The following is a 21675-nucleotide window of genomic DNA, read 5'->3' as shown; positions in this document are numbered from 1 at the left end:
CACACAAACAGGCAGGGTAGAGCGTTGAAGGCAGGGGTTTCGCAAGTCAATGAGATGATGGGGCCGGACCGGAAAAGTGCGCGGCGGCTCCTTGTGTTGCTGACATCGCTGACGCTTTTCTGGATGCTTTCCCTGTTTTTGATAAGGACGGTGGGTTTTTTTGTTCGCCGTGCCGACTCCAAGGTCTTCCACTCGCTGTCGGTTGAGGAACTGCTGGCGGGAGGTCTGGGGGGTGACCTGCTGCTGTTTGCTACAGCATTGATCGGACTCTACCTGTTGGTGGGGGGCGTGGTCTGGTGGGTAACAACGCTGATTGCCCGCAAGCACCATTTGAATGGTCAAGTCTACTTGCTTGCCGGGCTATCGTTCTGGCTGCTCAGTGTGTTCTGGCTGCTGTTGTCAAACGGCCTGGAGTTTCCCCGTTCGCGTTATACCTTCATCGTGAGAGGATTGACCGGGACAGGCTATGCCGAATCTGTCTCGCTTCTGGCCGGTACACTGATTCTGGGGTTGGTGGTTTATGCTGCCCTGTTGCAGTTGCGTGGTTGGTTGCCAGCAGTGCGGAAACGCCCGACTCGAATCGGTGCGGTGGCAGTGGGGTTGGCACTGTTGCTGGCAATCCCCCTGTTTTTTCCCGCGGTGCCCCTGTCTGAGGCTGGTGCATCCAATCGTCCCAATATCATTGTGATTGGCGTCGATTCCCTGCGTCTGGATCATGTCGGATATTTCACGGCTGGAGAGGGATCGACCCCGGCAATTGATGATTTTCTAAACTTCGCTGCTGTTTTTCCTGAAACGATTACGCCATTGGCCCGGACTTTCCCAGCCTGGAGCAGCATTTTGTCCGGGCGTTATCCGAAGAGTACCGGGGCAAGATATAACCTGATCGACCCGACCCGAGTTGAGATGGATGAAAATCTGGCCTGGACACTCAAGAAGATCGATTATCAAACTATCATCGCGATGGATGAGAGGCGCTTTGCCAACTTCGATGCCAGCTATGGTTTTGAGCAGGAGGTGGGGCCGAAGATTGGCGTAGGGGATTTTGTGCTTGCCAGCATCAACGATACGCCGTTGACCAACCGTCTGCTCGATACCTGGTTGGGCCGGCTGCTTTTTCCCTACAATTATCTGAATCGAGGAGTCAGTGAGACCTATCAGCCAAAATCTTTCCTTGACCGGCTGAAGTACGTGATCACTCAGCGCGATCGGCACAAGCCGCTGTTTCTGGTCACCCATTTCTGCCTGCCTCATTGGCCCTACTACTGGTCGCAGACTTCACTTGATGCCAGCCAAACAGGTGATACGCTTTCGAACCGGATGTTCTTCTACCGGAGCGCGGTGGCCGAGGTTGATGCGCAATTCAATGATCTGATGAACGCCCTGCGGGAACAGGGTGTGTTGGAGAATGCGATTGTGGTGTTGTTGTCTGATCATGGCGAATCGCATGGTGAGACGCTGCAGGCCTATACCGAGGTTGGCGCTGGCGGGGCATCAACTAGGCAGGGTTTTGATCCGTTACGGATGATGGTTGAGCGGGAAGACTGGGGGCACGGAACCAATATCTTGAGGCGTGAACAGCATGCAGTGGTTTTGGGGATAAAAGGTTTCGGGCAACACCAATTTCCCCCTGGGAGACGCTCACAACGGGCTTCGCTGATCGATATCGCGCCCACTCTCTATTCACTGGTCGGGATTAAGCGGGGGCAAGTTGAATTTGACGGGCGCTCGCTGGTTGCTTCTTTGGAGACTCCTTCAAGAGAACCTATAGAGCGTTCTTTCTATCTTGAATCAGGTTTCTCTGTGCCAGCTATCATTTCGATCAAGCCTGACATGGAGGTCGTTATGGCGCAGGGGCTGCGCCACTATGCCGTGAATCGTGATAATGGACGCCTTGAAGTCAGCAAAAAATCGCATCACCACATCATTGAGAGCAAACAGCGCGGTGTGCTGATCGGGGATTGGCTGATGTTTGCAGTGAAAGGCAAGGGAGAGGACGACTCGCAACTGGTCGGTCTGCTCAATGAGAAAACCCGGGAGTGGACCACAGCCTTGGACTCAGAGTTTGCCCGGAAGGCCCCGCTGCGGCGTCTGCAGAAAGCCCTGGTGGATTTCTATGGCGATGAGGCGAAGTTTGACTTCGCAGGCTTACCGGAACGTCTGGCCAAGTTGGAACGCCAGCCTGAATAGCGGATTTCTCCTTGTGTACGACTGGTCTTAGTCCCTGTCCAGCCCAAGCTTGGAGAGCCGATAACGCAGCGATCTTAGGCTCATGCCGAGTTTCCTGGCTGCAGCGGTGCGGTTCCAGCGGGTCTCCTCCAGGGCTTTGATGATCGCCTGACGTTCAATATCCCCCAGCATGTCGCCAAGGGGTTTGCTGGTTCGCCTGGTGGGCTCTGTGTTGACCTCGGGAAGCTGTAGGTCGCGAGCGCTCAGCTGGTCACCCTCGCAGAGGGTGATCGCCCGTTCCAGAATGTTCTCCAGTTCACGTACGTTGCCGGGGAAAGGGTGGCGCTGCAACGCTTGCAGCGCATCCGGGCTGAGACAGGGCGACGGCAGCTCCGAGTTGCTGCAGAGGCGGGTAAAAATGCTGTCGATCAGTAGCGGGATATCCTCCGGACGCTCTCGCAGCGGCGGAAGCGGCAGCTCAATCACGTTGATGCGGTAGAAGAGGTCTTGGCGAAAGCTGCCGTTCTCCACCATCTCGCTGAGATTTTTATGGGTGGCGCTGATGATGCGCACATCCACCGAGACCTCCCGGTGGCCGCCCACCGGGCGCACTCGCTTCTCTTGGATCGCCCGCAGCAGTTTGACCTGCATCTGCAGCGGTAGATCGGCCACCTCGTCGAGAAACAGGGTGCCGCCGTCGGCGGCCTGGAACAGTCCCTGCCGGTCGCTGCTGGCGCCGGTGAAGCTCCCCTTCATATAACCAAACAGTTCGCTCTCCATCAGTTCTTGAGGGATGGCGCCGCAGTTGACCGCGACAAACTCTTGGTCGGCGCGGGGACCTTGGTCGTGGATCATGCGCGCCACCAGTTCCTTGCCGGTGCCCGATTCGCCGCTGATGTAGACCGGCGCCTGGCTGCGGGCGAGTTTCTGTACCAGCTCGCGGATCCGCTGCATCGCGCGGGAGTTGCCGAGCAGTTGCCTGCCGGCATCTGCATCAGAGGCTGTCGGCGCGGCTGTTTGGCGCTCGGGTGAGAGCTTGAGCGCCTTCTCTACCAGTTTGCGCAGGATCGCCAGATCCACCGGCTTGGAGACGAAGTCGAAGGCCCCGGCCTTCAGCGCCTCGATCGCCGACTCCATGTTGCCGTGGGCGGTGATCATCGCCACCGGCAGGGCCGGGTGGTGTTGGCTGATGTGGCGCACCAGCTCGATGCCGTTGCCGTCGGGCAGGCGCATGTCGGTGAGGCAGAGATCGAAGTGCTCGCCGGCGAGATGTTGATGGGCCTGGGCGAGGTTGAGTGCGGCACGGGTCTCTATGCCCATACGCATCAGGGTGATCTCCAGTAGTTCGCAGATGTCGGGTTCGTCATCCACGACCAGCGCCAACGGCTGCGTCATCTAACTTACCTCGTGGTTCCAGTTGTAGAAATGCAGCCGGAAGCAGCTGCCGCCGGTGGGCCCGGGAATATACTCTAGTTCGATACGATTCGCCTCGCTCAGTTCCTTGGCAATATAAAGGCCCAGGCCGGTACCTTTGTTGTGGGTAGTGTAGAAGGGTTCGAAGATCTGCCGTGCCACCTCCCGCGGGATACCGGGGCCATTATCGATGATATCGACCACCGGATCGTCGAACTCAGTCACCTTGCCGCCGATGATGCGGATCCGTAACGGTTGTTCCCTACTGGCGTGTTCGCGGGCATTGTTGCAAAGATTGGTGACGATCTGCCGCAGCTGTCCCGGGTCGGCGATGATATTGATGCTCTCCGGCTCCACCTGCAGCGAAAAGACCCCCGGCGGCAGCTCGTGATCCTGCTCCTGCTCGCTGATAAAGTCGCGCAGCCAGGCGGTGAGAGGGATGGCGCGGGGTTTGCCTGGATCGCGGCGGGAGAGTTGCAGCACATTCTCGATCACCTGATTGACCCGCTGAGAGTTGGATTGAATGATCTCGATCAGGCGCCGGTCGGCCGGGTTCAGGTTGGGGGATTCGTCAAACAGCTGGCTGGCGTGGCTCAGCGCCCCCAGCGGGTTGCGGATCTCATGGGCGATGCTGGCGGTGAGGCGCCCCAGTGAGGCGAGTTTCATCTGCTGGGCCTGGACGATCAGCCGCGAGTGGTCCTCGAGAAACACCAGCACCCGGCCGTCGGCGCCCGCCTCCAGGGCGTTGAAGCGGGGCTTCAGTTCCGGCCCGTGGGCGTTGATGCGAAATGGCGGGCATTCCCGGTTGTGATCCTGTTTCCAGCGGATCAGCATGTGCGTCAGTTCTTTCGAGGCGCGTTTCAGCGGGCTGCCGATGGCCGCATCCGGGGTACCCAACAGGCGTCGGGCAGGGGCGTTGATCAACAGGATGCGCAGGTGTTGATCCACCACCAGTACGCCGGTCTGGATATGCTGGATGACATGGTCGTTGAGGCGCGCCATATTCTCCAGTTGGCGCGCTCGCTGCTCCGCCAGCTTTTCACTCTCGCCGATCCGCCGCGAGAAGACGTGGGCGATCAGCGCCATGGTGAAGTAGAGGCTGCCGAGAAAACCGGCCTGGATGAACCGGGTCGGGTAGATGTGGGTTAGCGAGGCGTAGATCTGGTCGGTGATTACCATCAGCGAGGCGAGGGCGGCAAACAATAGCGAGGCACGCCCGCCCATCATCACGCTGCCGATGGTGATGGAGATCGCGATCAGTATTCCCAACCCGCTCTGGATGCCGCCGCTGGCGTGCATTAGCAGAGTGATTGCCAGGATGTCGATGAAGACCATCACCGCCGCCTGCTGGTCCGCCTTGGGTGAGCGCCAATACCAGAACACCGTACCGACCATCACCAGCCCCATATAGAGGGTGGCGCTGAAGGCGAACAGGCTGGCCGAGTGCTGGCCAAGAAAGTCGGGGCCGGTCTTACTGAAAAAAAAGAACAGCAGCGCCAGCGAGAGGGTGATGCGGTAGATCAGGAACAGCCGCAGGTTCTTCCAGCTGCGCAGCGATTTCAGCGCGCGCTTGCTGCTCTCCACCTGCAAAGTGTCACGCAGGGAGTCGAGCCAGCTGCGCATGATTAGATGCCGCTCACCGAGTCAGTCTTCAGGGCGATAGGCATCGTGGTGCTCTTGGCTGCAGAAGAAGTGGTTGTCCGCCTGCAGCGCCTCCTCACGGGGCAGATGCAGCCCGCAGTGAGCGCACTGCACCCCCTCCAGTGACTTCACCTGCCTGGGGGGATGGGGCTGGGTTTGGTGTCTGGACCAAAGGTGGCGGATGATCAGCAGCGCAACCCAGATAGCTGCGCCGATTAACAGATAGCGGAGGCCCATCGACGATACTCACAGGACGGGGTTTGCAAAACGATTTTGTCGGCGGAAGCGATTATTGGAATAATACCACCTTTTGCCGGCTCTGAGCCGAACGAGGTCCGTGTGACACTGCGTATCCAGATTGCCCAGCTCAACTTTCTCGTTGGGGATATCGAAGGCAACACCGAAAAGCTGCTCAGCACCGCGCGTGCTGCTCGGGGACGGGCCGATGCGGTGATCTTTCCTGAACTGACCCTGACCGGTTATCCGCCGGAAGACCTGCTGCTGCGTTCTGACTTCATCGCCCGGGTGGAGCAGGCGCTACAGCGCATCCTCGACGAGGCGCATGGGGTGCATCTGATCTTTGGTTATCCGCTGCGGCGCGACGGGCAGCTCTACAATCTGGCCGGGGTGGTCCGCGATGGCGAACTGATTGCCGAATACCGCAAACAGATGCTGCCTAACTACTCGGTGTTCGATGAGAAACGCTACTTCAGCCCCGGCAGCGAGGCGGTGCTGTTCCCCCTCAACGGGGTGCAGGTCGGGCTGAGCGTGTGTGAGGATATCTGGGAGCCGCAGCCGATGGCCCAGGCGGTGGCGACGGGTGCCGAGCTAATCCTCAATCTCAACGCCTCGCCGTTTCACACCGGCAAGGCGCCGGAGCGGGAGCAACTGGTGCAGGAGCGAGCTCGCCAGCACGGCGTGCCGGTAGTTTATGCCAACCTGGTGGGCGGGCAGGACGAGCTGGTGTTCGATGGCGGTTCCTGCGTGGCGGATGGCCAGGGCGCGCTGGTGCGGCGGCTGGCGTTCTACGAGGAGAGCATCGCACTGGTCGAATTCGAAACGGGTGATCGGCTGCGACCGCTGCCTGGCGAGGTCGCGGCAAGACTGAGCGAAGAGGAGGCGGTGTATGGCGCACTGGTGCTGGGGGTGCGCGACTATGTCTGCAAGAATGGTTTCAATGGCGCCATCCTTGGCCTCTCCGGCGGTATCGACTCGGCGCTGACCCTGGCGGTGGCGGTGGATGCGCTGGGTGCGAACCAGGTGGAGGTGGTGATGATGCCGTCGCGCTACACCGCCGATATGAGTAATGAGGATGCGGCAGAGCAGGCGAGAATCCTCGGCGTGGAGCACCGCACGATCCCCATTGAGCCCGCTTTCAAAGCCTTTCTCGGCATGCTGGAGCCGGAGTTTGCCGGGCGGCCAGCGGATGTCACCGAGGAGAATATCCAGGCGCGCTGCCGTGGTGTCATCCTGATGGCGATCAGCAACAAGAAGGGGCGCATCCTGCTCACCACCGGCAACAAGAGCGAGATGTCGGTGGGTTATGCCACCCTCTATGGCGACATGGCCGGCGGCTTTGCGCCGATCAAGGATGTGCCGAAACTGCTGGTCTACCGGCTTTGTGAATATCGCAACCGCCTCTCGCCAGTGATCCCGCAGCGGGTGATCGAGCGCCCGCCGTCGGCGGAGCTGGCGCCAGGCCAGAAGGACAGCGATTCGCTGCCCGATTATGCGGTGCTTGATCCGGTCCTGGAGCGCTATGTGGAACAGGACCAGAGTCCGACACAGATCATCGCCGCCGGATTCGAGGCGGCGTTGGTGGAGCGGGTGGTGGGGATGGTGGACCGCAACGAATACAAGCGCCGCCAGGCTCCGCCGGGAATCAAGATCACTCGCCGTGCCTATGGTCGTGACCGGCGCTACCCGCTGACCCGCGGCTATTGGACGCCGCTGGAGTCGGAGCGGTAAACTTGCCTCCGATGAGATTAGGTGCCGGTTCGCTGCACGATCCGGTCAGACGATCAGCAAAACGCCATGTCTGGCGGGAATGGAGTAAGAAACAATGAAAAAAGTCGAGGCCATCATTAAACCGTTCAAGCTGGAAGATGTGCGCGAGGCGCTCTCCGCGGAGGGAATTACCGGTCTGACCGTGACCGAGGTGAAGGGGTTTGGGCGGCAGAAGGGGCACACCGAGCTCTACCGTGGTGCCGAGTATGTTGTCGATTTTCTGCCCAAGGTGAAGATCGAGGTGGTGGTGGCTGAGGCGGCGGTGCAGTCCTGTATCGAGGCGATCACCAACGCGGCACGCACCGGCAAGATCGGTGACGGCAAGATCTTTGTCTCGCCGGTGGAAAAGGTGATCCGCATCCGTACCGGCGAACAGGATGAAGCGGCGATCTGAGTCTTCCGGCCGGCTTGGTGCCGGCCCTGCCTTGGGCTGCTAGGGGCTACTCCTTGTCTAGCCCGAGCGACTCCCAGATTCGCTCGCTCAGGCTCTCCTCATCCTGCTCTTCGGCGAACAGACCGTTCTGCCGGTTCAGCGCCAGCACCCGCTCGGCATCCGCTGCCAGATTTTTCAGACCCAGTCGGGTGTAGGCGTCCACCATGATCTGTAGTGCTTCATCCACCACTGAGGTGCGCTGAAAGTTGGCGACCACCCGGTTGGCGCGGTTGGCTGCGGCCAGATAGGCGCCGCGGCGCATGTAGTAACGGGCTACGTGGATCTGGTATTTGGCCAGGTTGTTGCGCAGGTAGATCATGCGCTGACGTGCGTCGGAGGCATATTTACTCTCCGGGAAACGGCGTACCAGCTCGGCGAAGTCGCTGAACGAGGTGAGCGCGGCGCCGGCGTCACGCTGCGAGGAGTCGGTGGGGATGAAGCGGGTGGTGATGCTATGGTTGCGGTTAAAGTTGGCCAGCCCCTTCAGGTAGTAGGCATAGTCCACATAGGGATTTTGCGGGTGCAGCCGGATGAAGCGTTCGGCGGCGGCGATGGCCGAATCGGGCTCGCTGTTTTTGTAGTGGGCATAGATGATGTCGAGCTGTGCCTGGGTGGCGTAGCGGCCGAAAGGGTAGCGTGCCTCCAGCCCTTCATAGTATTCGATGGCGCCGTCATAGTCGCCGTCCATCATCGCCGACTTGGCTTCAGAATAGAATTTGCTGGCGCTCCACCCCTTGGTCTTGTCGATCTGCTCCGGCAGCAGCGAGCAGGCGGAGATCAGCGACAGTAGCAGTGCGAGAATAAGAAAGCGAAACAAATGCATGGCCGGCAGGCAAGTTCTTGTGAGTCAGTAAAAGGCGGCATTATAACGGAAAGCCCTGGCGCGCGCATAAGGGCGGATGGGGCGGAAAAGAATCGAGATGAGTGAAGAGATAGAAACATTGATCAGTGAGGTTGGCCTCGAGCAAGCGGGACGCCGTCTTGACCAGGTGGTGGCGGAACAATTCGCTCAGTTCTCCCGCAGTCGCTTGCAGCGCTGGATCAAGGATGGTCGGTTGCTGCTCGATGGCCGGCCGGGCAAGCCGAAACAGAAGGTGCGGGGGGGGGAGCGACTGGAGCTGGTGCCGCAACTGGAGCAGGAGGTCACCTCACGGCCTCAGCCGATCCCGCTCGACATCCTGTTCGAGGATGAGAGCCTGCTGGTGGTCAACAAACCGGCTGGGCTGGTGGTGCATCCGGCGGTGGGCAACCCGGACGGCACCCTGCTCAACGCATTGCTGCACTACTTTCCCGCGATCAGCCAGGTGCCGCGGGGCGGCATTGTGCACCGCCTCGACAAGGAGACCAGCGGCCTGCTGGTGGTGGCCAAGACCCTGCAGGCGCAGACCGCGCTGGTGGCGCAGCTGCAGGCGCGCAGCATGAAGCGGGAGTACCGCGCCTTTGCCCAGGGGGTGATGGCCGCCGGTGGCAAGGTGGATGCGCCGATCGGCCGTCACCCGGTACACCGTACCCGGATGGCGGTGGTGGCGAACGGCAAACCGGCAGTGACTCACTACCGGGTAATCGAGCGCTACCGTTTTCACACCGACCTGCGGATCCAGCTGGAGACCGGTCGCACCCACCAGATCCGCGTGCATATGGCGCAGATCCGCTTTCCGCTGGTGGGCGACCCGGTCTACGGTGGGCGGTTGCGATTGCCGACCGGCATCAGTGATGCCTTGGCGGAGGGCTTGCGGGCGTTTAAGCGCCAGGCGCTACATGCCCGGCGTCTGGAGCTGGTCCACCCCGAGAGCGGCGAGCAGATGAGCTGGGAGGCGCCGCTGCCGGAGGATATGGAGCAGCTGTTGGGGCTGCTGCGGGCGGATGCCGCTGAATGATTGAGCTGATCCGCCCCGACTGGCCGGCGCCGGCGAATGTGCGCGCTGCGATCACCTGTCGGGCCGGCGGGGTCAGCTTGTCCCCCTACGCGAGCCTTAATCTGGGCGACCATGTGGGGGATGATCCGCTGGCGGTCGCTACCAACCAGCAACGGCTGGCCGTGGCGTTGAGCTTGCCGGCAGAGCCGCTCTGGCTGACCCAGGTGCATGGTTGCGCGGTGGCCGATCTGGAGGATGCCCGTCGCGGCTGTGAGGCCGACGCCGCCTTCGCTGATCGACCTGATCGAGTCTGTGCAGTGCTCACCGCCGACTGCCTGCCGCTGTTGCTTTGCGATCAGCAGGGCGAGCGGATTTGTGCGGTGCATGCAGGCTGGCGGGGTCTGGCCAGCGGGGTGATCGAGGCGGCGCTGCGGCGCATGGGGCGGCCGGGTTCGGAACTGCTGGCCTGGCTCGGTCCCGCCATCGGTCCGGAGCGTTTCGAGGTGGGGGCGGAGGTGCGGGAGGCCTTCGTCGCCCATGCCGATGAGGCAGCCATCGCCTTCCGCCCCGCAGAGCAAGGCAAGTGGCTGGCCGATATCTATCGGCTGGCACGGCAGCGTTTGGCGGCGTTTGGCGTGGGCTTTGTGGGGGGCGGTGATTACTGTACAGTGTCCGACCCAAAACGTTTCTACTCCTATCGGCGGGACGGCGTCACCGGGCGCATGGCTTCGTTGATCTGGCTCCAACAGGGAGAGCTATCCTGATGCAATGGCAGATGTTGACCCTGGTCGGTGAGGACCGGGCGGGTATCGTGGCGCAGGTCACCGATGCCTTGTTCAAGGGCGGCTGCTCGCTGGGCGAGGCCTCGATGCTGCGTCTGGGCGGCAACTTCAGTGTGATGCTGATGGTGCGCGGTGATCAGCAATCGGTGCAGGGCCTGATCGCGCCGGTGGCAGAGGCGCTGGGGCTGCGCTTTCACCTCGACCCGATCCACGGCGGGCTGCACCAGCATCGGGTGCCCAACTACCAGGTGCGGGTGGTGGGGGCCGACCGGGCCGGTATCGTGGCTCAGGTGACCGGCGCGCTGGCGGATGCGGGATTCAACATCCTCGAGCTGGAGTCGGATGTGGCCGGTAGCGAGGCCGACCCGGTCTATATCATGACCATCCAGGGCTTTGCTGAGACCACCCTGGAGCAGCTGCAGGCGGCGCTGGCCAGGCTGGGCGATGAGGCGATCGAGGTCAATATCTCCCCCATTGAGACCCTGATTGGCTGATCTATGGCAATCCTGGAGATTCTTAAGTTGCCGGACCCCCGGCTGAAGCAGCCTTCTGAGCTGGTGGAACAGTTCGACGACGCGCTGCGCGCCTTCATCGACGACCTGGAGGAGACCCGCGTCAACGGCCCGGCTGCGGTGGGCATCGCCGCGCCGCAGGTGGGCGATTTCCGGCGGGTTATCATCATTGATTGCTCACAAACCCGCAAACCGGTGCCGAACCATGGCCGGCTGGTGCTGGTGAATCCTGAGATCAGCAAGTGGGACGGCTTCGAGCTGGGGCGCGAGGGGTGCCTGTCGGTGCCTGACTATACCGGTAACGTGATCCGTGCCGAACGCATCAAACTTACCGCCCAGGATCCCTACGGCGAGCCGCTCGAGTTTGATATGGAGGGCTATGAAGCGCGCGCCCTACAGCACGAGGTGGACCACCTGGACGGCATCCTGTTTGTTGATCGGTTGGTAAGTCGGCGTACCGACCTGTTCCAGCGCAAGGTTTACCAGAAGGGTGGCAAGAAGAAGCAGGGAAAATAACGGAAGGCGGCGTCAGCTTGCCGTGGCATAACCGAAATGGACAACACCACACTCATCGCCATCCTTCTCATGCTGTTGTTGGGGGTGGTCCTCTATCGTCTGCAACGGCTCTGTCTGCAGGCCAGTCGTGCCGACTGGGGTAGCGGCCTGATGAATCGCATTGATGGTCTTAACCGGCTCTTCTGCCGCTACTACCATCGCCTGCCGCCGGTCGAGCTGGAGATCCCGCCAGAGGGGCCTGCGGTGGTGGTCGCCAACCATATCTCCGGTCTTGATCCGCTGTTGATGGCGGCGGCCAGTCGCCGCTCGCTGCACTTCATGATCGCCCGGGAGCAGTATGAGCGGTTCGGCCTGAAGTGGCTATTCCGCATGGCGGGGTGTATTCCTGTCGATCGGGAGCGGGCGCCGGAGAAGGCGCTGCGAGCCGCCTTTCGCGCGCTGCGTGAGGGGCATGTGGTGGCGCTGTTTCCGCATGGCACGATGCATCTGGATACGGAACCTTCCCGCCGAGTGAAGCCGGGCGCGGCGCGACTCGCCATGATGACAGGGGCGCCGTTGGTGGCGATGCGGATCAGCGGGGTACAAAAGCCTGGGAATGTATTTCTTCCGGTGTTGCTGCGGGCGGAGGCGAGAATCGAGTCGCGCGGAGTGGTGAGGCATGAGGGGCTGGACAGGCAGGCGTTTTTGGCGGTGATTCAGCGGGCGATTGAGCCCTGACAAAGGCCGAGGGTCTCTTGTGGGTGGTGGCGGAACCCCTCGGACCGCTGCGGTGGTGCCCATCTTTTGATCAGATTCATGTTTCACGCAAAGAAGTTGAGTTAGGAGACTTACGCTCTCTGAAAGTGTGATTTGTTGACTACAGACTGGTCGCCTAATCCCGTTAACTTGGGGCGATAGGATATTTCTTTAGGCGGCCATCATGGATATTCCCGGCAAGACCCTCAGCGCCCTTTTGTGTCTTGGCCTGTTGAGCGGCTGTGGCGGCAGTGGCTCAGAGAGCAGCGAAGAGACCACTCGGACGGGCTCGGAATCTGCTTCACAGACGATTACGCTTCAGCCCACTGAGGGCACAGGAGGGAGTGACTCGAGTTCAGGCTCGGGATTGGCAGGAGAGCAGTTGGTGCCCGCTGTCGGCGCGGGGGGTGGTAGTCAGTCGCCAGCTGCGCAGCCGGCCCATACCGCGCGGGATGATAGCTTTGATGTCACCATCAACTCGGCCCGCACCCTGGATGTACTGGCCAACGACAGCCTCGACAGCGGAGCTGCGATGATCCTGTCGATTGAGAGCAGCAGTCAGCTGGGCGGCACTGTGCGCATCGTCGCCGCCAATCTGCTCAACTATACGCCACCGTCTGGTCAGGCCAGCTCTGCAACCGATCGTTTCAGCTACACGCTTGGCGACACGAATGGCGCCAGCTCATCGGCAACGGTGACCCTCTCCCTAACTCTGCCAAGCACGTCGGCCCACACCGCCAACGACGACAGCGTCATGGCCAGCCATAACAGCAGTCAGAGCATCGACATCCTGGCCAACGACCAGGTCGATTCCAGCACCACGCAGCTGGGCGGCAGTGTGGTGATTGCCGGCGATAACAGTGTGACCTACACTCCGCCGGGCAATATCACCAGTTCTACCACCGATAGTTTTGGTTACACCCTGGCCGATAGTTTTGGGCTGACTTCAGCGGCAATCGTCAGCGTCCCCTGGAGGTGCCGGCCCAGCCGACCACACCGCCAAGCGTTACCCTCAGTGCCAATGAAGATGAGTTTGGTGCGACGGCGAACACCAGCCGCAGCATGAATGTGCTGGCAAACGACACCTTCGATGCCAGCGCCAGTCTGACCCTCACTGTCGCGAGCAGCAGTCAGTTCGGTGGCAGTGTGAGTGTGGCGAGGGACAATACCATCAACTACACACCGCCGGCCTCGGTGACAGATGTCGGTACCGACCGTTTCGACTACACCCTCAGTGATGGCGCAAACAGCTCGACCGCCACCGTCACCGTCAATATCAACGCCCTCTGTGCTCGCACGGACATCCACTGCGTCGGGGATGGCGAAGAGTTTGATACCAATGTGCAGAACCCGAGTGAGGCGTTCCAGGCGGCGGTCGATGCATCAGGCCCCGGTGACACGGTGAAGATCCGCGGCGGCACCTACACCCACAGCGCATCTTCGAAGATCTTTCTGAATGTGAATGTCTCCGGCAGCCAGGGTTCGCCGATCACCATCGAGGCCTTCGATGGCGAGCATGTGCACATCACCGGCTTTGGTTTTGCCGAGAGTTCAGCGAATCCAACCCGCGAGCGTGAGGTGCTGATCCGGGTGGCGGGCGACTACATCGTGATGCGCAACCTGGAGCTGAGCTACGCCACCCGCTACAACCTGCAGGTGGAGGGCAGCTTCGGTCTCTATGAGGAACTGGTGCTGCGGGATGCTTGGCTGAACAACCTGATGGTTGGTAATGAAGATACCCGCGTCGAAGGCAATCTCTTCCGCTATATTGAGGCGGCCCGAGCACGCCACCACAGCGGCATCATCCTGTGGCGCTACGGCACCAGTAAGTTGTTGGCCAACAACCGCTTCGAAAACTGCCTGGGCTATGACAATGGCTACCAGCCAGACGGCCAGAAGGTGCCCGGTGGCCCGGACGGGGATACCTACGGTGGTGAGAACTCAGATGCGTTCGAGTCCTTTAAGGGATGCCATGACGATGCCACTGGCAGCGTCGACAACCTCTGTCCCGGCAATGTGGTGGATGGTTTTGTCGCCTTTCACAACGCAGATGACGGCATCGACAACTCCTTTGGTAGCGACTCCTACGTGATGAATAGCCTCTCCTTCAGCAATGGCCCGGAGGGGCGGCGTGGTTTCAAAAGCCTGCGTTACGCCAAGGGTGGGGTCCACTACATCGGCAACATCTCGTTCTCCAACGATGAGCGGGGCTTTGAGCCGCGCATGCAGGGCAGCGGCAGTGTTCATCACAACCTTGCCATCGATAATCCATCCCGGGGCGTGCATCTGAACGCCAGCAACCCTGATCCTGCCCGCTTCAAGGCCTACAACAACCTGGCCCTGAACAATGGTGATACCGACTTCTCCATCCCCTCGGGTGTCGATGCGAAGAATAACTGGTCTGGGGATTCGGATGGTGATCCGCGGATCGCCAACAGCGGCTTTAGCGCCAGCGATATCGATACCCACTTCAGTGCCGGCATGAGCGTTGCCGAAAAGGTGGCTTATGTGAAGGATCAGGTAAAGAATGCACTGAAGCCGCAGAGCGACAGTCCGCTGATCGATACCGCTACCTGGATCGCCGGTGTGCACTGCGCCAGCGCGGATGACGATCCATCGAATCCGATGGATGTCGATGCTGATTGCCGGCATTGGCTCGGGGTCGCGCCGGATATCGGTCCTTACGAGATCAAATAGCGGTCTACTTGCTGGGGCGGGACCAGTTTCGCCAAGGCAACCTACGAAGCCAGCCTTCAAAGAAGGCTGGCTTTATTAGTGGGAGTTTCGTTTGAATAAGAGCGAATTAACAAGGATCAGTTTTGCAGTCGGCTTTACCCTCGATTGTCATCAAGGCGGCCTCTGTCTGAATCAATTTGTTAAGGAAGCTCGGAATAAGTCGACCCTTTTAGGGATCGTCGAATCTACCTGCACAATTCCATAAAGAGCCTTATTTGTTGGCACAATAACCGACGGTGGTTGATGCCAATGGGTTGAGTTTTTCGTTCCAATTCACCCCGCTGACTTGAATTTGGTTGTCAGTCTGTGACATGTTGGAGCTCCAATGGTTTTTAAGTGAGCCTGTGATTGGCAAGCTGATTTGCCAGATGCCAATGGCGTCATTGGGATTGGTGATTTGTATGTCTTCGCAATATCCCGTTCCCCAGTCTGTGGTCACTTTGCGAGTAATAATCAGGTCGCTATTGGACATGGCGCGTTTAGGACTGTTTATGCAATAACCAAAAGATGTGGTGGCGTTGCCAGCTAGAGTCGAGTTCTGAGCATTAAGCAGGCCTTCTTCAAGCATGCTGACTTGTGCGTTCCATGCATGGCTCAGTGTGCCATTGATGATCAACTCAATAGACCAGTCACGAGTGCGGCTGTCCGGGTTATGAATTCTTACGTTTTCACAATAGCCGGTATTCCATCTGGAGATGATGTCGCGTGATATTTCCAATGGCGCCAAAGGGCTGCTGGTGCTGTTATCTGAGATGCGACTGACTTTAATGTAGTCAATGTCGTAATGAAATTGCTGGTTGTTGGCGAAATCTGGCGTGGCGGCCAAATCTGCACTGTAAGCATTCTGCCAGTCGTTATTAGCTGCCCAGAAGTTGCTGCGTATTGATAGAGCTAGATTGGGTACAGGGTTGTTTTGCTGTTTAACTAGCTTGCCATTGAGATACCATTCTATGCGTTCAGGGTACCAGCGTATGCTATAAGTTTGCCAGTTTTGGTAATCATAGTCTGCCAGGCTCAACAATGAACCCGCATGATGTATGCCGTCTCCGTAATTACTGTCAGGGTGTCCCCAGTCGTTCCAGCTGGTTGCAAGAAAAGTATTGTTAGGTTGGGCGGTAAGTATCTCAATGTCGATTTCATCTGCAAAGCCTTGTTGGTCTTGTGCATAGGCAAATAAGGATGCGATCAATCCGGCGGGCATGGCGGAGGCGCGTAGTCGAGCTTCGATTTCCAATCCTGTGCCGACATCAAACTTATCCAGACTGTATATCTCGCTACCATATAAAGTTTGTCCTGGTTCATTCGGGTTGTAGCTATCCAGTTTTAATGAGAGATAGCTGGTTTCACCATCATTGTCGAAACTTGGTTGATTGCCCAGTTGAGTGCGACCAAGATGCCAACTTCCTTGATTCCAGACCTGAGTGTTCAGGCTATTGTTATCAAAATCATCAAACAGTAAAACCTCTGCTGGTGACATAGAACTGATAAGTAATAGGCTGCCAGAAAGTCCGAGGCGAAGAGTGTTTGTGGGCATGCAGGCGATCCCTTTTTTTGTATAAGCGAGTGAGATAATCAGCGGCCGAATCTTGTATAGTGATCAAGGTTTCCAACTCAGTCCAGTAAACTGAGCCTCAGCCACAGGATGAGAATAGTAGGGTGACTTCCGGTAGATCGGAGCTGGGAGGATAAGCCAAAAATCTTGCGAGAATCAACCTGACAAATGGAAAAAACGGCCGTCGCAGACTCGCCCTCCCTAGCGCTGAATTGGCGTCAGGGGTAACGTACTCTAGACAGCTGGCAGGTGTTCTGGCACGAAAAAGACTCGAGGACTTGGTCGATCAAACGCTGCTTTGCGAGCGTTTGCTGGTGGGCTGGTATCGAGGATTCGCTTATCCACGATCTACGCACATATTTGTGCCAGTCTTGGCTGGTTTCGCGGATGTAACGCTGACCGCAGTTCAGGATCTGCTGGGCCACGGTTCGGTTAAGATGACCGAGCGTTATGCTCGTCTGGTGAGGGAAAGCGTACGTGCCGCAGTCGCCCTTCTTTAAGGGTGCTGAGCAGCGCTGGCGAAAGATGAGGAAGTAACCATACGGAAGTAGGTTATCGATTTGATTGGTCGGGGTGAGAGGATTCGAACCTCCGGCCCCTGCCTCCCGAAGACAGTGCTCTACCAGGCTGAGCTACACCCCGAGTTCGTCCCGGCATAGACCGGCTGGATGGCGGTAGGTCGGGAGCCGACCGCAAACGAGCGCGCAATGATAATGGAATTCGCTAGATGGTTCAATGCGTTCTGGCGACAGAGAAGTCGGCCAGTGCCATCAGCGCCTCGCGGAACGGAGAGTTGGGAATCAGCGACAGCGCTGTCTTGGCGCGCTCCGCCTCCTCGTGCGCCAGTGTCTCTGTGTAGGTAATGGCGTCGCTAGCCTGGACCTGCTGCATCACGAATTCGATCTCATCCAGGCCACCCTTCTCGATGATCTTTGCCAAGCGCTTCCGGTCAGCTTCAGAGCACTGCTTCATCGTCTGGATCAGCGGCAGGGTTGGTTTGCCCTCGGCCAGGTCGTCACCGATATTTTTACCGATATCCTGGTTGGAGGAGTTGTAGTCGAGCGCGTCATCCACCAGCTGGAAGGCGATGCCCAGGTGCAGCCCGTAGTCGGCCAGCGCCTGCTCCTGTTGCGGATCGACACCGCTGATCACGCCGCCGAGGCGGGTGCCAGCCTCAAACAGGGTGGCGGTCTTACGTTTGATCACCTCCATGTAGTCGGCCTCGCTGGTCTCCGGATTGTGCACATTGAGCAGCTGCAGTACCTCACCTTCGGCGATGCGGTTGGTGGCGTGGGAGAGGATATCCATCACCCGCATCTGCTCCACCGCGACCATCATCTCGAAGGAGCGGGAGTAGAGAAAGTCGCCCACCAGCACACTCGCCTCATTGCCCCAGACTGCATTCGCGGTCTCCTGGTTGCGGCGCAGCTCGGAGCCGTCTACCACATCGTCGTGCAGCAGGGTGGCGGTATGGATGAACTCGATGATCGCCGCCAGATTGATGTGGCGTTTGCCTTGATAGTCGCAGGCGCGGGCCGCTAGCAGTACCAGCATTGGCCGCAGCCGTTTGCCGCCACTGTTGACGATATAGGCGCCGATCTGGTTGATCAGCACCACGTCGGATCGCAGCTGTTCGATGATCAGTCGGTTGACCGCCTGCATGTCGTCCGCGATCAGCTCGCGAATGGCGTCGATATTCATTGGACCTACTGCACAGAAATCAAAACCTTGGCATGCTAGGCGGGGGGGCGGGTAGAGTCAAGAAAAAAGGCTGGTATGTGAAGAGCTGGTTCTCCCCCCTCTTCTCGCAACAGGCCGGAGCGCCGTTATTATTAGCCCGACCATTACATACATCGCTCTGTAGGACCGCTTGCAGACAGACCTGCCCGGCTAAAGTCGGGCCTACAGGCGATCTGTTTGATGGTCAGCTTAAAAATTTGCGACCTCCTTCCTTGATCTGGCTTTATGTCGCAGAATAGATTCTCATTCCCATTTAAACCGGTTGTTTGACCACTCAGGAAAAACCATTGATGAATCCACTCAAAACGTTGAGCGTGGCCCTCTCCTGCGCCCTTCTACTGACTGCCTGTGGCGGTGAAAGTACTAGTACCGACAACGGGGTGCCTGTTGTCAGCGGCAGCCATAGGGTGCTCGCCTTTAATGATCTAGGTATGCATTGTGCCGACTTGGATTACTCTAATTTTGTTGTTCTGCCCCCTTTCAATGTGGTGCATAGTCAAGTGATCGAGCGGGGCGCCACGCCACGCCTCCTCGATAATAGTGAGGTTGTTGTTACCTATAAGGCACAACTGGATGCGAATGGATCGATCACTACGACTAGCCAGAATCCTCCGAGCGGGAGTTTTACTAAGAGTAATTTTTGGGACATCAATCCAGCGACGGGCAATACGTATGTCTTTGACCTGTTTGGCATAAATCCGCAACCTGATGAGGGACTCACTCAGCAAGAAATGCCGGGTATCCTGACCCCCTATTCGGCCAATGACGCCCAGGTTTTCAATGGATTCAATAGTGCAAAAAGCTGGTTCTCTGCCGAGGGTATACCCATACTGCCCGTTGATGACTCGGGCGGTACTCAAGCCTATCCCTTAATGCGAGTGAATGCTGCAGCCCCTTCCTCTGGGGAGGATCTGGCGAGCGTTGATGTCGTGTTGCCGGTCGCATCGGAAGCCGATTGCCAGAATTGCCACGCGGTAGGAGAGGTTGGAGCAAGGGATTCTTCCATCGCCTTTGTCTTTCCTGACGATATTACCGATCCCAACAGCGTATTGCAGGCGGCGAAGGAGAACATTCTACTACTGCATGACAAGAAGCACGGCACCAATTTGCACAACCAACGCCCGGTACTTTGTGCTCGCTGTCACTACTCGGCAGCACTTGACTTGGCTGGCAATGGGGGGCCAACCGGAGACCAGATTGGCCATGACATGATGTCCCAGGTCATGCACGGTTACCATGGGCGTTTGAAAGACCCGGACACTGGGGCCGACCTGTTTCCAGCAGATGGCACCCTGGAGGAAACCTGTTACCAATGCCATCCGGGCAAGATTACCAAATGCCTGCGGGGCGCTATGGGTAACGCAGGTATCGTCTGTCAGAACTGCCACGGTGACATGCTAGCAATCGGCGGTGTTTTTCCTCTGCCCGATGGTTCTACGCGCCGCCCCTGGATCGACGAACCACGCTGTGAATCCTGTCATACCGGTGATGCGCTCGATCATCTGGGTGCCGACATCCGTCTCACCCAAGCCTGGGATAGCAGTGACAGTTCAGCGGCCCCCAGGTCTGTCAACAACCTACGGTTTGCCGGAAATAGCGCAGAGCTGTACCGCAACAGCCTGGGGCATGGTGGTGTTGCCTGCGAGGGCTGCCACGGCTCGACCCATGCGATCTGGCCGAATGCTCAGAACAGCTCCAATGACAATGTGGCCGCCACTCAGATCCAGGGGCACACCGGCACGATCGCTGAGTGCGCCACCTGCCACACCAGTCTGCCCAATACCCTGGATGGCCCCCATGGTATGCACAATGTTAACAGCAGCAGTTGGGATCTTGGACATGAAGACTTCTATCGCCGCAATCCCAATGCCTGTAAGGCCTGCCATGGCAATGACCTGAATGGCACTGTTCTCTCTCGTGCTGCGGCTGATCGGGATTACCAAAGCGATGATGATGGTGGTCGCACAGTCCATGTTAGTAAAGGGACGGAGATCGGTTGCACGCTCTGTCACGCACGTCCATGACGGGGTGATTGAGTCCTGTTGGATTATCGGCTGTTGTTGCAGCAGGGGCGCCGGGTAAGCGGCGTCCCTGTGCGTGATGACTAATTCTCTCTGGAGCCAGTGTGCAGTGATGTAGAAAATCAGTTGAGAGTCGTTAAAAAATGAGCCTTGTCATGTAGTTAGAGAACTGCCGTCCAGGCCAGGTATCGGAGATGCGTTCAATGTTTGCTGAACGTGTGCTCAAAAATCGCTGGCCTTGTAATGTTTTTTGTTACAGAAAGCCGGTCGGGTGTTCAGCGCTGGCAGAGCGGGCAGTAGAAGCTGGAGCGCTGCCCCAGGGTTTTTAGGCGGATCGGCTCAGCACAGATCGGGCAGGGCTCGCCGGTTCGGCCATAGACCTGCAACTGCTGGGCGAAGTAACCGGGGGAGCCATCCTCCTGCTGAAAGTCACGCAGGGTGGTGCCGCCCTGTGCGATCGCCGCATTGAGTACCTCGACGATCGCAGCGGCAAGCCGCTGGTAGCGTGCCAGGGCGATGCGGTTGGCGGCCCGTTGTGGGTGGATGCCGGCGCGGAACAGCGACTCATTGGCGTAGATGTTGCCGACTCCTACCACCACGCGACTCTCCATGATCAGCTGCTTGATGGCGACGCTGCGTGATTGGCCGATCTGATGCAGATAGTCGCCATCGAACCCCTCACGCAGTGGTTCGAGGCCTAGCCTGGCTAGCAGTTCATGGCACTCGCCGGTCGGCTGCCAGAGCACGGCGCCGAAGCGCCGTGGATCACGCAGGCGCAGCAGTGAATTGTTGTCGAACTCCAGGTCGAAGTGGTCGTGGCGCTGGGGCGGCGTACCGTTCGGCAGCACCCGCAGACTGCCCGACATGCCGAGGTGCAGGAGCAGGCTGCCTGGGGCGAAGTTGAGCAGCAGATATTTACCCCGCCGTCCCACCGAATTGAGCCGCTGGCCATTTAGCAGTGGACTCAGATTTTCTGGCACAGGCCAGCGCAACCGCGGCTGGCGCACGACAATCCCACTGACAGCGGCGCCCTCAAGGTGTGGCGCGATGCCGCGGCGGGTGGTCTCTACTTCTGGCAGTTCAGGCATATTTACTCCAGAAATGCCGCTGCCGGCGCGCTCAGGTGGTGACGAAAGCCATCGCCGATCAGATGGACCTGATCACCGATCTGCAGATAGCGCTGGCCGCTGAGCGGTTCTGTGGTGCCAAAACGTAGCTCGGTCTGGTCGAGCCAGAGGATCGTTTCAGGTGGCTGCAGGCCGAACGCAGCGAGGCGCCCCTGCGGCAGTGGAAAGTGCGCCAGACTAGGGGTTGTGGCGATGCCCAGTAGTTGCGCCACCCGTTGCTGATCGGCCCGTGCCTCGCCCAACCACCAGACCCCATTGTGCCGCTGCAGCTCGATCGTCTGTCCCGCACGGATCAGTCGGATCTGTTGGATCCTGGCTGGGCTAAGTCGGGTCAGCGGCGGCGGCATGTCGCTGGATTGCAGCCACCAGGCCGCCCCACCCAGCAGGGCGACCAGCAGCAGTAAGATCAGATTGACCCGGCTGAGCGTGCGCATC

19 protein-coding genes and 1 tRNA gene are annotated in these 21675 nt (G+C 59.0%); 11 read left to right on the top strand and 9 right to left on the bottom strand.

Translation table 11 applies throughout. From position 1 onward, the window contains the following. The first annotated feature begins 24 nt into the window (after positions 1-24). On the top strand, positions 25-2190 hold the full coding sequence (locus L0Y14_RS14215) for a sulfatase-like hydrolase/transferase (protein WP_139042075.1): 2166 nt from the start codon (positions 25-27) through the stop codon (positions 2188-2190). A 27-nt stretch (positions 2191-2217) separates the two neighbouring features. Here the strand turns inward: L0Y14_RS14215 and L0Y14_RS14210 are convergent, their stop codons facing one another. The 3 genes from L0Y14_RS14210 to L0Y14_RS14200 are packed head-to-tail and all read right to left on the bottom strand — an operon-like array spanning position 2218 to position 5460. Next, on the bottom strand, positions 2218-3564 hold the full coding sequence (locus L0Y14_RS14210) for a sigma-54-dependent transcriptional regulator (RefSeq protein ID WP_005960802.1): 1347 nt from the start codon (positions 3562-3564) through the stop codon (positions 2218-2220). Next, complete coding sequence (locus tag L0Y14_RS14205; protein ID WP_005960801.1) at positions 3565-5205, bottom strand: sensor histidine kinase; 1641 nt, start codon at positions 5203-5205, stop codon at positions 3565-3567. Positions 5206-5226: 21 nt separating this feature from the next. Then, positions 5227-5460: a PP0621 family protein gene (locus L0Y14_RS14200; RefSeq protein WP_005960800.1), complete on the bottom strand. Its 234-nt coding sequence runs from the start codon at positions 5458-5460 to the stop codon at positions 5227-5229. 102 nt (positions 5461-5562) lie between these two features. Here L0Y14_RS14200 and L0Y14_RS14195 point away from each other — a divergent pair, with 102 nt between their 5' ends. Together L0Y14_RS14195 and L0Y14_RS14190 are read left to right on the top strand one after the other, a co-directional pair. Beyond that, entirely contained in the window at positions 5563-7191 is a 1629-nt protein-coding gene (locus L0Y14_RS14195) for an NAD+ synthase (RefSeq protein WP_240991623.1), read from the top strand. A gap of 94 nt (positions 7192-7285) precedes the next feature. Then, positions 7286-7624, top strand: coding sequence for a P-II family nitrogen regulator (locus L0Y14_RS14190; protein WP_005960798.1), 339 nt, complete (start codon positions 7286-7288; stop codon positions 7622-7624). Positions 7625-7670: 46 nt separating this feature from the next. Here L0Y14_RS14190 and L0Y14_RS14185 read toward each other — a convergent pair whose 3' ends face one another. After that, complete coding sequence (locus L0Y14_RS14185) at positions 7671-8486, bottom strand: outer membrane protein assembly factor BamD (protein WP_005960797.1); 816 nt, start codon at positions 8484-8486, stop codon at positions 7671-7673. A 97-nt stretch (positions 8487-8583) separates the two neighbouring features. On the opposite strand from L0Y14_RS14185, the gene rluD reads away from it, so the two are divergent. The 7 genes from rluD to L0Y14_RS14150 all read left to right on the top strand — a co-directional run bounded on the left by rluD (position 8584) and on the right by L0Y14_RS14150 (position 14761). Further along, a complete protein-coding gene (rluD, locus tag L0Y14_RS14180; RefSeq protein WP_006474478.1) occupies positions 8584-9540 on the top strand; it encodes a 23S rRNA pseudouridine(1911/1915/1917) synthase RluD in 957 nt (318 codons plus the stop codon). Further along, a complete protein-coding gene (gene pgeF / locus L0Y14_RS14175; protein ID WP_005960795.1) occupies positions 9537-10283 on the top strand; it encodes a peptidoglycan editing factor PgeF in 747 nt (248 codons plus the stop codon). Before rluD ends, pgeF begins: the two co-directional genes overlap by 4 nt. Continuing rightward, positions 10283-10795, top strand: coding sequence for a glycine cleavage system transcriptional repressor (locus tag L0Y14_RS14170; RefSeq protein ID WP_005960794.1), 513 nt, complete (start codon positions 10283-10285; stop codon positions 10793-10795). Before pgeF ends, L0Y14_RS14170 begins: the two co-directional genes overlap by 1 nt. Positions 10796-10798: 3 nt before the next feature. Further along, positions 10799-11329 carry a peptide deformylase gene (gene def, locus L0Y14_RS14165; protein ID WP_005960793.1) on the top strand — a complete coding sequence of 177 codons (531 nt, stop codon included), beginning with the start codon at positions 10799-10801 and terminating at the stop codon, positions 11327-11329. A 36-nt stretch (positions 11330-11365) separates the two neighbouring features. After that, positions 11366-12046 carry a lysophospholipid acyltransferase family protein gene (locus tag L0Y14_RS14160; RefSeq protein ID WP_005960792.1) on the top strand — a complete coding sequence of 227 codons (681 nt, stop codon included), beginning with the start codon at positions 11366-11368 and terminating at the stop codon, positions 12044-12046. Positions 12047-12248: 202 nt separating this feature from the next. Next, positions 12249-13130, top strand: coding sequence for an Ig-like domain-containing protein (locus tag L0Y14_RS14155; RefSeq protein ID WP_040819369.1), 882 nt, complete (start codon positions 12249-12251; stop codon positions 13128-13130). Further along, on the top strand, positions 13040-14761 hold the full coding sequence (locus L0Y14_RS14150; RefSeq protein WP_240991622.1) for an Ig-like domain-containing protein: 1722 nt from the start codon (positions 13040-13042) through the stop codon (positions 14759-14761). The genes L0Y14_RS14155 and L0Y14_RS14150 overlap by 91 nt, the downstream gene beginning before the upstream one ends. Positions 14762-15011: 250 nt before the next feature. Here L0Y14_RS14150 and L0Y14_RS14145 read toward each other — a convergent pair whose 3' ends face one another. The 3 genes from L0Y14_RS14145 to ispB all read right to left on the bottom strand — a co-directional run bounded on the left by L0Y14_RS14145 (position 15012) and on the right by ispB (position 18053). After that, positions 15012-16334: a glycoside hydrolase family 16 protein gene (locus L0Y14_RS14145; protein WP_006474472.1), complete on the bottom strand. Its 1323-nt coding sequence runs from the start codon at positions 16332-16334 to the stop codon at positions 15012-15014. A 583-nt stretch (positions 16335-16917) separates the two neighbouring features. After that, a tRNA-Pro gene (locus L0Y14_RS14140) sits at positions 16918-16994 on the bottom strand. 90 nt (positions 16995-17084) lie between these two features. Further along, entirely contained in the window at positions 17085-18053 is a 969-nt protein-coding gene (gene ispB / locus L0Y14_RS14135; RefSeq protein WP_005960787.1) for an octaprenyl diphosphate synthase, read from the bottom strand. 329 nt (positions 18054-18382) lie between these two features. On the opposite strand from ispB, the gene L0Y14_RS14130 reads away from it, so the two are divergent. Further along, the gene (locus L0Y14_RS14130) at positions 18383-20116 is read left to right on the top strand and encodes a hypothetical protein (RefSeq protein WP_006474471.1); all 1734 of its coding nucleotides are present in this window, start codon (positions 18383-18385) and stop codon (positions 20114-20116) included. A gap of 272 nt (positions 20117-20388) precedes the next feature. On the opposite strand, the gene mutM is transcribed toward L0Y14_RS14130, so the two are convergent. Both mutM and L0Y14_RS14120 read right to left on the bottom strand, forming a co-directional pair. After that, complete coding sequence (gene mutM / locus L0Y14_RS14125; RefSeq protein WP_006474470.1) at positions 20389-21201, bottom strand: bifunctional DNA-formamidopyrimidine glycosylase/DNA-(apurinic or apyrimidinic site) lyase; 813 nt, start codon at positions 21199-21201, stop codon at positions 20389-20391. A gap of 2 nt (positions 21202-21203) precedes the next feature. Continuing rightward, positions 21204-21674, bottom strand: coding sequence for a hypothetical protein (locus tag L0Y14_RS14120; protein WP_006474469.1), 471 nt, complete (start codon positions 21672-21674; stop codon positions 21204-21206). Position 21675 lies beyond the last annotated feature (1 nt).

Source organism: Candidatus Endoriftia persephonae, assembly GCF_023733635.1.
Classification (GTDB): Bacteria; Pseudomonadota; Gammaproteobacteria; order Chromatiales; family Chromatiaceae; genus Endoriftia; species Endoriftia persephonae.
This window is presented reverse-complemented; position numbering and strand designations above follow the sequence as displayed.

Bases quoted from the DNA above. Each gene is read 5' to 3' on its own strand.
- L0Y14_RS14200 (WP_005960800.1), bottom strand. From the start codon at position 5,460: ATGGGCCTCCGCTATCTGTTAATCGGCGCAGCTATCTGGGTTGCGCTG.
- L0Y14_RS14145 (WP_006474472.1), bottom strand. From the start codon at position 16,334: ATGCCCACAAACACTCTTCGCCTCGGACTTTCTGGCAGCCTATTACTT.
- L0Y14_RS14170 (WP_005960794.1), top strand. From the start codon at position 10,283: ATGCAATGGCAGATGTTGACCCTGGTCGGTGAGGACCGGGCGGGTATC.
- mutM (WP_006474470.1), bottom strand. From the start codon at position 21,201: ATGCCTGAACTGCCAGAAGTAGAGACCACCCGCCGCGGCATCGCGCCA.
- L0Y14_RS14185 (WP_005960797.1), bottom strand. From the start codon at position 8,486: ATGCATTTGTTTCGCTTTCTTATTCTCGCACTGCTACTGTCGCTGATC.
- L0Y14_RS14130 (WP_006474471.1), top strand. From the start codon at position 18,383: ATGAATCCACTCAAAACGTTGAGCGTGGCCCTCTCCTGCGCCCTTCTA.
- L0Y14_RS14190 (WP_005960798.1), top strand. From the start codon at position 7,286: ATGAAAAAAGTCGAGGCCATCATTAAACCGTTCAAGCTGGAAGATGTG.
- L0Y14_RS14160 (WP_005960792.1), top strand. From the start codon at position 11,366: ATGGACAACACCACACTCATCGCCATCCTTCTCATGCTGTTGTTGGGG.
- L0Y14_RS14210 (WP_005960802.1), bottom strand. From the start codon at position 3,564: ATGACGCAGCCGTTGGCGCTGGTCGTGGATGACGAACCCGACATCTGC.
- def (WP_005960793.1), top strand. From the start codon at position 10,799: ATGGCAATCCTGGAGATTCTTAAGTTGCCGGACCCCCGGCTGAAGCAG.
- L0Y14_RS14120 (WP_006474469.1), bottom strand. From the start codon at position 21,674: ATGCGCACGCTCAGCCGGGTCAATCTGATCTTACTGCTGCTGGTCGCC.
- pgeF (WP_005960795.1), top strand. From the start codon at position 9,537: ATGATTGAGCTGATCCGCCCCGACTGGCCGGCGCCGGCGAATGTGCGC.
- L0Y14_RS14205 (WP_005960801.1), bottom strand. From the start codon at position 5,205: ATGCGCAGCTGGCTCGACTCCCTGCGTGACACTTTGCAGGTGGAGAGC.
- rluD (WP_006474478.1), top strand. From the start codon at position 8,584: ATGAGTGAAGAGATAGAAACATTGATCAGTGAGGTTGGCCTCGAGCAA.
- ispB (WP_005960787.1), bottom strand. From the start codon at position 18,053: ATGAATATCGACGCCATTCGCGAGCTGATCGCGGACGACATGCAGGCG.
- L0Y14_RS14155 (WP_040819369.1), top strand. From the start codon at position 12,249: ATGGATATTCCCGGCAAGACCCTCAGCGCCCTTTTGTGTCTTGGCCTG.